Source organism: Pseudomonas sp. ef1 (assembly GCF_007293365.2).
Lineage (GTDB): Bacteria > Pseudomonadota > Gammaproteobacteria > Pseudomonadales > Pseudomonadaceae > Aquipseudomonas > Aquipseudomonas siliginis.
In genome coordinates, this window is the sequence record NZ_CM129815.1 from 5658660 (window position 1) to 5670722 (window position 12063).

Genomic DNA, 12063 nt, shown 5'->3' on the forward strand with positions numbered 1-12063 from the left:
CTGAAGCGAACCGTGCGCCTTCAGCTCTTCCTTGTGAGCCGTCATAACGTGAGCCAATCAAAATGTTGAAAATCGTCCACCTGCTAATGGGCGCAGCAGCCTTGCTGCTGTCGTTCATACCCAGCCTGAAAGCCGAAGCCGTTCCTTACCTGCAACAGCCCGATGCACTTTACCTGGCCTTTTTCGGCCTGCTGAACCTGGTCATCGCTCCAGTGATTCCTTACTGGAACAAAGGCCCGCGCCAGCATCTGCAAAATCTGGTCAGCGCCCTTCTGGTACTGACTGTCGTCCTGCAAACTTTGACCCTGATCGCGCCGATGCCGGTCATCGCTGGCCAGCCGGCGGTGTTGTTCAGCCTGGTGATCGCCCTGGTTGCCGTGCTGCTGCATCTGGCCGTGAGCTTCTACAAATCGTCACCGGCCGCTGCGCCGACTACCTATGACATGAGCAATCGCGATACCGGCACCGTGAAGTGGTTCAACACTTCCAAGGGTTTCGGGTTTATCTCCCGGGATTCCGGCGATGATATTTTCGTGCACTTTCGCGCCATTCGTGGCGAAGGCCATCGCGTCCTGGTCGAAGGCCAGCGCGTCGAGTTCTCGGTAATGAACCGCGACAAAGGCCTGCAAGCCGAGGACGTGATCGCCGCCCTGCCGCGTCGCTGATCCAAAGCAAAAAAAAACCGCGAGCAGCCTGACTGTTCGCGGTTTTTTTATGCCTGCCGAATGGCTCAATAATGCGGCGGCGGTGCATCTTCCTCAAAAGCACCGAACTGCCCGACCATCTCTTCGTGACGCTTGATCAGCGCTTCCATCTGCAATTGCAAGCGCTCGATGACCTTCTGCTGCGCCACCAGCACATCGTTCAATGCCTGAATGGTGTCATCCTGAAAGGCCAAACGGCTTTCCAGATCGGTAACGCGTCCTTCAAGGCTCATGACTCAGCCCTCCAAAAAAGTGAATTCATCGGTCAGCACCAGACGCAAGCGCTCGCGAATGGCTGCTACCTGTTCCGCGCTGTACGGCTTGGCCGGGTGCCTGCCCCAGACCGGAGCCGGCCAGGCGGCATCGTCACGCTTACGCACGATCACATGCATATGTAACTGGCTGACAACGTTACCCAGGGTTGCCACGTTCAGCTTGTCGGCGTCGAACGAATCCTTGAGTAACTCGGCAAGGGTGGTGGTTTCCTGCCACAGTTGCTGCTGATCGGCGACATCCAACTGAAACAACTCGCTTATATCCTCGCGACGAGGTACCAGGATGAACCAAGGGTAATTGCTGTCGTTGGACAGCAACAGCCGGCACAACGGAAAGTCGCCGATGACCAGGGCGTCCTGTTGAAGTCGTGAATCCAAAGCAAACATTGTGAGCACTCCCGCTGATCCTCTAACTCAGCTTAGCGGCGGCCCATTCGAAGCAGCGCGCCAAGCGACAGAACGGCAGCATACCTGCGAATGCAGCGAGCTTCACGCCGCTGCCAGCAGTAAATCGTCAGGCGCTCCGACATGAAACATTTATCCCGGCCGCGCACCAACACAGGCCCCGACATGAGCCTTGACGTGAAGAGCTGCACGAAAATCCTTGATCTACCGTACCTCAGGTCAGTCGCCGCCAGATTGCCCAAGGCTGGATTCATGATTTTTTTGCACCAAAACTGCACAACACGACTACGCTCACTGGGTCGGGCATCCGCTAAATACTCAGTAAGGGGTGAACCGGTAACGTTTTTTGCTGTCCGGCGCACCCTGGGTACGCTGCAACACCATTGGGAGAACCTCGTCAAGCCCGCAGCAAAAAAGGCTCCGGAGCCCCGTTTTCACACGGTTTTCACATCTGCGAGCGGCCCACAGAAAAATAACCGCAGCGTTTTCGCGGTTTGTGCACGCTTGTTGCATTAGTAACCGTATGGACTATAAGCGCACCACTGGAAGTGGTCGCTTGAAGCCAATAAAAACAGTGGCAGGGTTGCCCGATGGAGATTCAAGTGTTTTGCCAGGGACTCTTTTTTAGCGATGCAAAAAAGGCCCGGAAACAGCGATAAAGTTGTCAGTCCGGCTGCATCGGTACTGTGAATTTGCGACATCCAGCGCTCCTTTTGCGACAACGCCGTAAAGAAGCTGAAAGGTTGATTTCGCAAGTATCGCCAACAATGTCGGCGTGATATAAGTTTGCGCCGACACAAAAAGAAAGAGCCGCCCAGATAATAAAACAGGTGGGACGGCAGTACTCTTCTAAAAACCAAAGGAGCAAATCACGATGCGCGTGATGAAGTGGAGCATGATCGCCCTGGCTGTTGCAGCAGGCACCTCGCAGTTCGCAATGGCGTCTTCTCAAGATGAATCGAAAGGTTTTGTTGAAGACAGCAGCTTCAGCGTCAAGACTCGCATGCTGTATATGAACCGTGATTTCAAGAACGAAAACCTGAAAAGCAGCCCGTCGGGTGAGCGCCAGGGCTATCGTGAAGAAACCGGTATTGGCATGCATGCCATTTACGAGTCCGGCTTCACCCAAGGCACCATCGGTGTAGGTGTAGACGCTTTCGGTCTTGGCTCCATCAAGCTGGACACTGGACGCGGCCGCACTGGCAACGGTCTGTTCGCTGCCGATAGCGACGGCAGAGCTGAAGACACTCAGTCGAAAAGCGGTGGAGCAGTCAAGTTCCGTCTTTCCGACACTGTCCTGAAATACGGTAACCAGTTTGTCGCCAGCCCGGTTTTTTCCACCGACGACAGCCGCTTGCTGCCTGAGACCGCTACCGGCACCATGCTCGTATCCAAAGAGATCCCGGGCCTGGAACTGAGCGCAGGTCGCTTTACCGCGCTGAGCGCGCAAAGCCAGATGGGTCGTGACTCCATCGTTGAAGGTGGCCTGAAATCCGCTGACATCGCCGGTGCTACCTATCAGTTCACCGACAGTTTTGTCGCCGGTGTTGCAGCATCCGACGTGGAAGACCACTTCAAGAAGCAATACGTCAATCTGAACTACACCCTGCCGATCAACGACGAACAGTCGCTGAACTTCGATTTCAACGGGTACAAGAGCAAGAGCCAGGGTCAAGACCTGTCCGGCGACATCGACAACCGCATCTGGTCCCTTAGCGCTGCTTACAGCATCGGCGCGCACAAATTCACCCTCGCCCACCAGCGCTCCAGCGGTGACACCGGTTACGTGTACGGCGTGGACGGCGGCGGCACTATCTTCCTCGCCAACTCCGTGCAGTACTCTGACTTCAACGGTGCAGACGAGCGTTCGTGGCAGGGCCGTTATGACCTGAACATGGCTACCTTCGGCGTACCTGGTCTGAGCTTCATGACCCGTTACATCAAAGGTGACAACATCAGCACCGGCGCTGAAGAGGGCAAAGAGCACGAACTCGACTTCGAATCCAAATACGTTATGCAAAACGGTCCAGCGAAAGACTTGTCTTTCCGCCTGCGTAGCGCCTGGTATCGCTCCAACACTTCTTACAACGGTGGTGATAACAACGACCTGCGTTTGATCGTTGAATACCCACTGAGCATCCTCTAATAAGGTTGCGAAGCTGACGTACTGTAGAGCTCTGCTCTAACAAAACCGCCCTCCTGAATCAGGAGGGCGGTTTTTTTATGGATGAATAACTGATCAAACAGAAAAAACATTAGCCAGCTACTTATTAGCCAGCATAGTTTCATCGCGCCGATAAAAAACCCGAGAGTGTGCACACTGCTCGGGTTTTATATTAGTTGCTGACTGCCAAACCAACTTCAAAGACGCTTACTGCGTGGCAGATTCCTGCACTACGCGTATAACCCGCTGCGGAAACGGAATATCAATCCCGGCAGCCTTCAAACGATCACGCGCCTGTTCATTGAACATGAACATCACATCCCAATAATCCGCAGTCTTGACCCAGACGCGCAGGGAAACCGTGATCGAACTGTCACCCAATGTCGAAATCACTGCCTGTGGCTCCGGGTCCTGCATGACGCGGGGATCCTTGGCCAGATCCAGCAATACCTGACGGGCCTTCTGCAGATCCGCTTCGTAATCCACGCCCACATCGAACACGACTTTGCGGGTTGGCTGGCGGTTGGTGTTGGTGATGATGCCGTTCGACAGGTTGCCGTTGGGCAGGATGATGGTCTTGTTGTCGCCGGTACGCAGCACGGTGTGGAAAATCTGGATGCTGTCGACGGTACCCGCTACACCTTGGGCTTCGATCCAGTCACCGATGCGGAACGGGCGGAACAGCAGAATCAGCACGCCGCCAGCGAAGTTCGCCAGGCTGCCCTGCAAGGCCAGACCGATCGCCAGACCCGCAGCACCGATAGCCGCGACGAACGAGGTGGTTTCGACGCCGATCATCGACGCGACGCTGACAATCAGCAGCACCTTGAGAATGATGTTGGCCAGGCTGCTGATAAAGCCTTGCAGCGCCAGATCGGCATTGCGCAGAGCGAGCAGACCGCCGAGCTTCTGCGTGACCTTGTTGATCAGCCACCAGCCGATCGCCAGGGTAATCACTGCCAGCAGTACGCGGCTGCCGTATTCCATGATCATCGGGATCCACGCCTGGGACGCCTTGACCAGGTGGTCCACTTCCGCATTCAAATCCATGTTCTATCTCCTGATTTCCGGCTTCCCGGGGTGTATTCAAAACAACTGTGGGAGCGAGCCTGCTCGCGAAAGCGTCGTGTCATTCAGCAATAAATTGACTGACACATTGCATTCGCGAGCAGGCTCGCTCCCACACAGTCACAAAACAAGCTTAGTCGCGGAAGTTGTTGAACTGCAGCGGCATGCCGAATTCCTTGGCACGCAGGGCCGCGATGGCTTCCTGCAAATCGTCGCGCTTCTTGCCGGTGACACGCACCTGCTCGCCCTGAATGGCGGCCTGGACCTTGAGCTTGGCTTCCTTGATGTGGCCGACGATTTTCTTTGCCAGCTCTTTGTCGATGCCTTCCTTGAGGATGGCGTCCTGCTTCATCAGTTTGCCCGAAGCGTAAGCATCCTTGACCTCAAGGCACTGCACGTCGATCTTGCGCTTGGTCAGCGCCAGCTTGAGGATTTCGATCATCGCTTCGAGCTGGAAAGCGGCTTCGGCGGTAAGGCTGACGGTCAGGTCTTTTTCCTTGAACTCGAAGCTGCCCTTGCCTTTCAGGTCATAACGACGATCGAGTTCCTTCACGGCGTTCTCGACCGCGTTGGTGAGTTCGTGTTTGTCCAGTTCGGATACCACGTCGAACGACGGCATGTAATCTCTCCAATAAAAAGGCGCGCTCGATGTGGATGGAGCGCGCTTGGCTTGCGGTTAAAATCGGGCTCATTATAACGGGTCTTTTCCTACCGATACGGCGAGCCGCACATGCCTGCAAGCAATCGAGCAAAAAACTGATGTCGACCACCTGGCATGTACTTGGCGCCGGCAGCCTCGGCACACTCTGGGCGACACGTCTGGCTCGCGCCGGCTTGCCAGTGCGGCTGATCCTGCGCAATGCGGCGCGCTTGCACAGCTACGAGGCAGTGGGCGGCTTGACCCTGGTAGAAAACGGACAAGCTCATACCTATGCAGTTCCCGGCGAAACCCCGGACAGCCCCGAGCCAATTCGCCGTTTACTGGTCGCGTGCAAGGCCTATGACGCCGAAGAGGCCGTCGCCCGCCTCGCTTCACGCCTCGCGCCAGACGCCGAACTGATCCTCCTGCAAAACGGCCTTGGCAGTCAGAACGCCGTCGCCGCGCGGGTACCGCAAGCGCGCTGCATCAGCGCCTCCAGCACCGAGGGCGCGTTCCGCGATGGCGATTGGCGCGTGGTGTTTGCCGGTCACGGTTTCAACTGGCTGGGCGATGGCGCAAATCCGCTGGCGCCGGTCTGGCTGGACGATCTGCAAGCGGCGAACATTCCCCATGAATGGAGCGCTGACATCCTCACTCGACTGTGGCGCAAACTGGCGCTGAACTGCGCGATCAACCCGCTGACTGTGCTCCACGATTGCCGCAACGGCGGGCTGAGTGAGCATCACTGCGAAGTTGCCACACTCTGTGCCGAATTGACCGAACTGCTCGAACGCTGCGGCCAGCCGGCTGCGGCGGAAAACCTGCAAGCGGAAGTCGAACGAGTGATCCACGCCACCGCCGCCAATTACTCTTCGATGTATCAGGACGTCGCCAACCAGCGCCGCACCGAGATCAGCTATCTGTTGGGCCACGCCTGCAAAGTTGCCGAGCGCCATCAGTTGCATCTGCCGCATCTGCACCAGTTGCAGCAACGTTTGGTGGCGCATCTGCGCAAGCGTGGATTGCCCAGTGACTGAGCAGCCGCTAGGCTGACGACTTGTTCCCCTGCTGCGATAAACCTGATGCCATTGCGCCAGCGCCTTGAAAACCTGCCGGTCGGCCAGAAACTGCTGGCCGCCCTGCTGGTGTTGTTGACCACGGTTCTGCTTGTCGCCAACCTGACCTTTATCAGCGCCGCCTACTACATTTCTCAGGAAAGCATGGCGCCACAAGCCTTGCAGACCATCGGCCGGCTGATCGCCAATCCGAGTCTGGTCAGCGATGCGCTGGAGTCGCCGCGCAGCGCCGAGCGCCTGCTCAAGGAGCTCGACAGTTATTCACCGCTGCGCGCCGCCGCCCTGTACGACGGCAAGGGTGAACGCCTGGCGCAAGTGCAGCGCGGCGAGAAACTCAGCCTCCCCGAGCGCTACCGCCACGTCGAAGCCTGGCAACTCACCGAGTTTCGCAGCAACCAACTGATCACCCTGCCCCGCCCCGGTGCCGCGCCGGGGCATCTGTTGCTGGTCGCCAGCAGCGAACTGCCGATGGCGTTCTACACCGGCACTCTGACCGCAAGCCTCGGCATCCTGATCTTCAGCGTACTGCTGTGGCTGGTCATCGCCCGGCAGATCAAGCGCCTGATTACCCGGCCGATTCACCAGCTGGAGGAATTGTCCCGGCAGGTCACCCGCGAAGAGAACTACGCCCTGCGCGCCGCGCGCGGCAACCACGACGAAATCGGCAGTCTGGCCGAGGCGTTCAACACCATGCTCTCGCGCATCGAAGCCCGCGAGCAGCAGCTCAAGCGTGCCCGCGACGACTCCCAGGCCGCCTACGATCAGGCGCAAGGGCTGGCCGAGGAAACCCGCCACACCAACCGCAAACTGGAACTGGAAGTCCAAGTGCGCAGCAAGATCGAAAAGAAACTCACCGGCTTCCAGAATTACCTCAACAGCATCATCGACTCGATGCCCTCGGCGCTGATCGCTCTCGATGAACAGCTCTACGTCACCCAGTGGAACCAGGAGGCCAGCGCACTTTCCGGGACACGCCTGGACGAGGCGCTGAACCAGCCGATCTTCCTCGCCTTCGAACCGCTCAAGCCGTTTTTACCGCAGCTCAAGGCCACTGTCGAACAACACACCGTGGCTAAAGTCGATCGGGTGACCTGGTTCAAGGACGATGAACCCAAGCATTACGCGCTGACGTTTTACCCACTGATGGGCGGTGCCGGGCGCGGCGTGGTGATCCGTATCGACGACATCACTCAGCGTCTGTCGTTGGAAGAAATGATGGTGCAGTCGGAGAAGATGCTCTCGGTCGGTGGCCTCGCGGCCGGCATGGCCCACGAAATCAACAACCCGCTCGGCGCGATCCTGCACAACGTGCAGAACATTCGCCGGCGGCTGTCGGCGGATCTGCCGAAGAACATCGAGACCGCCGAGCAACTGGGTATTGAACTGGACACGGTGAACCGCTACCTGCAAGGCCGCGAAGTCCCGCAATTGCTCGACGGCATTCAACAGGCCGGTGCCCGCGCGGCGAAAATCGTCACGCACATGCTCAGCTTCAGCCGCCGCAGCACCCGGCAAATGGCGCCGTGCGATCTGCCGGCATTGATTGATCAAGCCGTGGAAATCGCCGGTAACGACTTCGATCTGGCCATCGGTTTCGACTTCAAGGGCCAGGCGATCATCCGCCAGTTCGACCCGGCCCTGGGTCCAGTGCCGGGCACCGCCAACGAACTGGAACAGGTGCTGCTCAATCTGCTGAAAAATGCCGCGCAGGCGATTCATCAGCGCGAAGACGACAGCGAGCCGGGCCGGATCATTTTGCGCACCAGACTCAATCCGCCGTGGGCCGAGATTCAGGTCGAGGACAACGGCATCGGCATGAGCGAGAACGTGCGCAAGCGCACTTTCGAGCCGTTCTTTACCACCAAGGAAATCGGCCAGGGCACCGGCCTTGGCCTGTCGGTGTCGTACTTCATCATCACCAACAATCACAAAGGCCAGATGGAAGTGCAGTCGGCACCCGGCCAAGGCACCTGTTTCACGCTGCGTCTGCCGTTGGTACAACCGGCGCAGTTGACCACCGAAACCAATTCACTACCGAGGTAACCCATGGGCTTTCGCTTGTCGAAGATCTACACCCGCACCGGCGACAAAGGCGAAACCGGCCTCGGTGACGGCCGTCGCGTCCCCAAGGATCACCCGCGCATCGAGGCGATCGGCGAGGTCGATACGCTGAACAGTCAGGTCGGCGTGTTGCTCGCCGGTTTGCTCGCCGAGCGCGAAGTGCATCCGGCGCTGAATGAAATCATCGAAGTGTTGGCGCCTTGTCAGCATCGCCTGTTCGACCTCGGTGGCGAACTGGCGATGCCTGAATATCAGGCGTTGAACGAGGCCGAAATCGAGCGGCTGGAAGCGGCCATCGATGTGTGGAATGAAGAGCTGGGGCCGCTGGAAAACTTCATCTTGCCGGGTGGTTCAATGCTGATTGCGCAGGCACATGTCTGCCGCAGTCTGGCGCGCAGTGCCGAGCGGCGGTGTCAGCATTTGAACTCGATTGAGCCGTTGGCCGGGGTTGGCCTGGCGTATATCAATCGGTTGTCGGACTTGCTGTTTGTTGTGGCGCGGTTGATTGCGCGGCGGCAAGGGGTGGCGGAGATTTTGTGGCAGCCCGCTGCAAAACCTGAAGGGAAGTAGCGCCTGATATACCGCCATCGCTGGCAAGCCAGCTCCCACAGGGATCCAGATCGTTCACAACCGTTGTGTACACCCATAACCTGTGGGAGCTGGCTTGCCAGCGATGGGGCAAGCAGTCCTTACACTGGATCAGGCCAGAACGCCCGAATCCCCGCCACACCCTGAGCCCCAACACCCCACGCTTTCTCGCGCTCCGCCGGCCCTATTCCACCGAGCAGAAACACCGGTTTACTGAAGCCGTCAATCAACGCCTGTGCCTGCTCCCACCCCAACGGCTGCGCATCCGGGTGCGTTAACGTCGGCTGCACCGGCGACAGAGTGACGAAATCAACGCCCATCTGCTCGGCCAGCGCTAGTTCTTCGGCGTCATGGCACGACGCCGCGAGCCAGCGCTCGGCCGGCAACGGACGTCCTGCCGCCGCGTATTTACGCAGTTGTGCAGCGGTGATGTGCCAACCGGCAGACGGGAAATCGCCGAGCCATTCGAACGGCCCTTTGATCATCAACTGCGCCTTGCCGGCGCACAGGCCCACCGCATCCACCGCCAGATCCCGGTATTTCGGGTCGTAGCCGTTGGGTGCGCGCAGCTGGATCAGTTTGATGCCTCCGGCAATCGCTTTCTGGATCCCGCGCAACAAGGCCGGGCCTTCCAGATCTTCGGGAGTGATCAAGTATTCGGCAGGCAAGCGCGCCGCCGCGACGATCGGCTGATTGGCCGCCGGAAACTCATAGTCAATCAATTCCCTGGCAGTGACCCAGGCCAGTGGCTGGCCTTCAGCGCCGTGGGGTTCGCCACTGAACGCCGAGACTTCCCAGACATCCAGCAAGACCTGTTTGTCCGGGTAATCGTGGCGAACCTTGATCAGCGGCCGGGCAGCGTCAACAACGATGCCCAGCTCTTCGTGCAGCTCGCGAGCCAGGGCCGACTCGACCGATTCGTCAGCCTCGACCTTGCCACCGGGAAATTCCCACAAGCCACCCTGATGCTGAGTGTCGGCACGGCGGGCGATGAGAATTTTGCCGGCGCCGTCACGGATGACGGCAGCGGCGACGTGGACGCGTTTCACGGTTTCAATTCCTCCAGTCCAGCCTTTTGCCACGCTTTGAAGGCGGGCCATTGGTAGACGGTTTCAACATAGGCTTCGTCGACCGCCGGCAGCTTCACCTGATAGGTGCGCAAGCGCACGGCGATCGGCGCAAAAAAGGCATCGGCAAGGCTGACACGACCGAACAGGTACGGCCCCTCTTCCGTCGCCGCCGCGCGGCATTCGGCCCACAGCGCGAGCATGCGTTCGATATCGACCTTCACTTCTGGCGGCACCGGGTTGAGCGGTGCGTCCTGGCTCAGGTTGAACGGCATGTGGTTACGCATGGCGAAGAAGCCGCTGTGCATTTGTGCGCAGGCCGAGCGGGCCTGGGCGCGGGCAAAGGTATCGCTCGGCCAGAGTTGCTCGGACGGAAACTGTTCGGCGAGGTACTCAGCAATGGCCAGCGAATCGGCGATGGTGCCACGGGTGGTTTGCAGCAACGGCACCTTGCCGGTCGGCGAGTGCTTGAGCAGGCGCTCGCGGGTGTCGGGTTTGCCGAGCTTGATCAGCTCTTCGCTGTAGGGTGCGCCGGTCAGGTCCAGCGCCAGTGCCGCACGCAGGGACCAGGAGGAAAGCAGTTTGTCGCCGATGATCAGGTGCAGGGACATGGTGTGGCGCCTTTTCGTCAGGGAAACAATCCAGAATGTCTGGCGTCTGGTCGTCCGTCATCGCGGGCAAGCCCGCTCCCACAGGTGTTGGTGGTGTACACGGCATTTGTGAACGACCGCAATCACTGTGGGAGCGGGCTTGCCCGCGAAGAGGCCGGCAGCCCACTCCCACACCTTGAATCAAGTACGGTATTCAGCGTTGATCTTCACATACTCATGCGACAGGTCGGTGGTCCAGATGGTTTCGCTGCAATCGCCACGGCCCAGTTCGATGCGGATGGTGATTTCTTCCTGCTGCATCACTGCCGAGCCCTGGGCTTCAGTGTAGGTCGCTGCGCGAGCGCCACGGCTGGCGATGCACACGTCACCGAGGAACACGTCGATCTTGCTCACGTCCAGATCCGGCACGCCGGCACGACCCACGGCAGCGAGGATACGGCCCCAGTTCGGGTCAGAGGCGAACAGCGCGGTCTTGATCAGCGGCGAGTGGGCCACGGTGTAACCGACGTCCAGGCATTCCTGATGATTGCCGCCGCCATTCACTTCAACGGTAACGAATTTGGTCGCGCCTTCGCCGTCACGCACGATGGCCTGGGCGACGTCCATGCACACTTCGAACACGGCTTGTTTCAGCTTGGCGAACAGCTCGCCTTCAGCGCGGGTGATTTCCGGCAGCGCGGCCTTGCCAGTGGCGATCAGCATGCAGCAATCGTTGGTCGAGGTGTCGCCGTCGATGGTGATGCGGTTGAACGACTTGTTGGCGCCGTCGAGCATCAGGTTGTGCAGCACCTCGCGGGAGACTTTGGCGTCGGTGGCGATGTAACCCAGCATGGTCGCCATGTTCGGCCGAATCATCCCGGCGCCTTTGCTGATGCCGGTGACAGTGATGGTCACGCCGTCATGCTCGAACTGGCGGCTGGCGCCCTTGGGCAGGGTGTCGGTGGTCATGATCCCGGTGGCCGCGGCTTCCCAGTTGTTCTCCGACAGATCATCCAGCGCGGCTTGCAGTGCGCCTTCGATTTTCTCGACCGGCAGCGGCTCGCCGATCACGCCAGTGGAGTACGGCAGAATCTGACTGGCATCGACGCCGGTCAGCTCAGCCAATTTAGCGGTGGTGCGCTCGGCAGCCGCCAAGCCAGGCTCGCCGGTACCGGCGTTGGCATTGCCGGTATTGGTCAGCAAGTAACGCACGGCATTGTGCACGCGCTTTTTCGCCAGGATCACTGGTGCGGCGCAGAACGCGTTCAGGGTGAACACGCCAGCCACGGTGGAACCTTCAGCACAGCGCATCACCACTACATCCTTGCGCCCCGGGCGCTTGATGCCGGCCGAGGCGATACCGAGTTCAAAACCGGCAACCGGGTGCAACGTTGGCAAAGGACCAAGACCAACAGCCATGAATGC

Annotated in this window: 12 protein-coding genes; 5 read left to right on the plus strand and 7 right to left on the minus strand. The window is 59.1% G+C overall.

What is annotated here, in order from left to right:
* Positions 1 to 62 precede the first annotated feature (62 nt).
* Positions 63 to 665 (plus strand): cold-shock protein, encoded by a 603-nt coding sequence (locus FEE99_RS25910; RefSeq protein ID WP_016773496.1) that lies wholly within the window; start codon positions 63 to 65, stop codon positions 663 to 665.
* A gap of 65 nt (positions 666 to 730) precedes the next feature.
* Here the strand turns inward: FEE99_RS25910 and FEE99_RS25915 are convergent, their stop codons facing one another.
* Both FEE99_RS25915 and FEE99_RS25920 read right to left on the minus strand, forming a co-directional pair.
* Entirely contained in the window at positions 731 to 937 is a 207-nt protein-coding gene (locus FEE99_RS25915; RefSeq protein ID WP_041479795.1) for a SlyX family protein, read from the minus strand.
* 3 nt (positions 938 to 940) lie between these two features.
* Positions 941 to 1366, minus strand: a complete 426-nt coding sequence (locus tag FEE99_RS25920; RefSeq protein WP_041479796.1) for an HIT family protein — start codon at positions 1364 to 1366, stop codon at positions 941 to 943.
* An 892-nt stretch (positions 1367 to 2258) separates the two neighbouring features.
* On the opposite strand from FEE99_RS25920, the gene FEE99_RS25925 reads away from it, so the two are divergent.
* Positions 2259 to 3530, plus strand: coding sequence for an OprD family porin (locus FEE99_RS25925; protein WP_041479797.1), 1272 nt, complete (start codon positions 2259 to 2261; stop codon positions 3528 to 3530).
* A 225-nt stretch (positions 3531 to 3755) separates the two neighbouring features.
* Here the strand turns inward: FEE99_RS25925 and FEE99_RS25930 are convergent, their stop codons facing one another.
* Positions 3756 to 4598, minus strand: coding sequence for a mechanosensitive ion channel family protein (locus FEE99_RS25930; RefSeq protein WP_016773492.1), 843 nt, complete (start codon positions 4596 to 4598; stop codon positions 3756 to 3758).
* Between the two features lie 151 nt (positions 4599 to 4749).
* Positions 4750 to 5235, minus strand: coding sequence for a YajQ family cyclic di-GMP-binding protein (locus tag FEE99_RS25935; RefSeq protein ID WP_016773491.1), 486 nt, complete (start codon positions 5233 to 5235; stop codon positions 4750 to 4752).
* A gap of 140 nt (positions 5236 to 5375) precedes the next feature.
* Here FEE99_RS25935 and FEE99_RS25940 point away from each other — a divergent pair, with 140 nt between their 5' ends.
* The 3 genes from FEE99_RS25940 to FEE99_RS25950 are packed head-to-tail and all read left to right on the plus strand — an operon-like array spanning position 5376 to position 8963.
* A complete protein-coding gene (locus FEE99_RS25940; protein WP_041479798.1) occupies positions 5376 to 6293 on the plus strand; it encodes a putative 2-dehydropantoate 2-reductase in 918 nt (305 codons plus the stop codon).
* Between the two features lie 45 nt (positions 6294 to 6338).
* Positions 6339 to 8375, plus strand: a complete 2037-nt coding sequence (locus FEE99_RS25945; protein WP_041479799.1) for a sensor histidine kinase — start codon at positions 6339 to 6341, stop codon at positions 8373 to 8375.
* A 3-nt stretch (positions 8376 to 8378) separates the two neighbouring features.
* Positions 8379 to 8963 (plus strand): cob(I)yrinic acid a,c-diamide adenosyltransferase, encoded by a 585-nt coding sequence (locus FEE99_RS25950; protein ID WP_041479800.1) that lies wholly within the window; start codon positions 8379 to 8381, stop codon positions 8961 to 8963.
* A 119-nt stretch (positions 8964 to 9082) separates the two neighbouring features.
* Here the strand turns inward: FEE99_RS25950 and FEE99_RS25955 are convergent, their stop codons facing one another.
* From FEE99_RS25955 to argJ, 3 genes are all read right to left on the minus strand, one after another.
* Positions 9083 to 10030 (minus strand): Nudix family hydrolase, encoded by a 948-nt coding sequence (locus FEE99_RS25955; protein WP_041479801.1) that lies wholly within the window; start codon positions 10028 to 10030, stop codon positions 9083 to 9085.
* Complete coding sequence (locus FEE99_RS25960; protein WP_041479802.1) at positions 10027 to 10659, minus strand: glutathione S-transferase family protein; 633 nt, start codon at positions 10657 to 10659, stop codon at positions 10027 to 10029. Before FEE99_RS25960 ends, FEE99_RS25955 begins: the two co-directional genes overlap by 4 nt.
* Positions 10660 to 10839: 180 nt before the next feature.
* Positions 10840 to 12057 carry a bifunctional glutamate N-acetyltransferase/amino-acid acetyltransferase ArgJ gene (gene argJ, locus FEE99_RS25965; RefSeq protein ID WP_041479803.1) on the minus strand — a complete coding sequence of 406 codons (1218 nt, stop codon included), beginning with the start codon at positions 12055 to 12057 and terminating at the stop codon, positions 10840 to 10842.
* Between the last annotated feature and the right edge of the window lie 6 nt (positions 12058 to 12063).

What these genes read in the sequence shown, in the direction of transcription:
- FEE99_RS25910 (WP_016773496.1), top strand. Translation starts at nt 63, where the DNA reads ATGTTGAAAATCGTCCACCTGCTAATGGGCGCAGCAGCCTTGCTGCTG.
- FEE99_RS25915 (WP_041479795.1), bottom strand. Translation starts at nt 937, where the DNA reads ATGAGCCTTGAAGGACGCGTTACCGATCTGGAAAGCCGTTTGGCCTTT.
- FEE99_RS25920 (WP_041479796.1), bottom strand. Translation starts at nt 1,366, where the DNA reads ATGTTTGCTTTGGATTCACGACTTCAACAGGACGCCCTGGTCATCGGC.
- FEE99_RS25925 (WP_041479797.1), top strand. Translation starts at nt 2,259, where the DNA reads ATGCGCGTGATGAAGTGGAGCATGATCGCCCTGGCTGTTGCAGCAGGC.
- FEE99_RS25930 (WP_016773492.1), bottom strand. Translation starts at nt 4,598, where the DNA reads ATGGATTTGAATGCGGAAGTGGACCACCTGGTCAAGGCGTCCCAGGCG.
- FEE99_RS25935 (WP_016773491.1), bottom strand. Translation starts at nt 5,235, where the DNA reads ATGCCGTCGTTCGACGTGGTATCCGAACTGGACAAACACGAACTCACC.
- FEE99_RS25940 (WP_041479798.1), top strand. Translation starts at nt 5,376, where the DNA reads ATGTCGACCACCTGGCATGTACTTGGCGCCGGCAGCCTCGGCACACTC.
- FEE99_RS25945 (WP_041479799.1), top strand. Translation starts at nt 6,339, where the DNA reads ATGCCATTGCGCCAGCGCCTTGAAAACCTGCCGGTCGGCCAGAAACTG.
- FEE99_RS25950 (WP_041479800.1), top strand. Translation starts at nt 8,379, where the DNA reads ATGGGCTTTCGCTTGTCGAAGATCTACACCCGCACCGGCGACAAAGGC.
- FEE99_RS25960 (WP_041479802.1), bottom strand. Translation starts at nt 10,659, where the DNA reads ATGTCCCTGCACCTGATCATCGGCGACAAACTGCTTTCCTCCTGGTCC.
- argJ (WP_041479803.1), bottom strand. Translation starts at nt 12,057, where the DNA reads ATGGCTGTTGGTCTTGGTCCTTTGCCAACGTTGCACCCGGTTGCCGGT.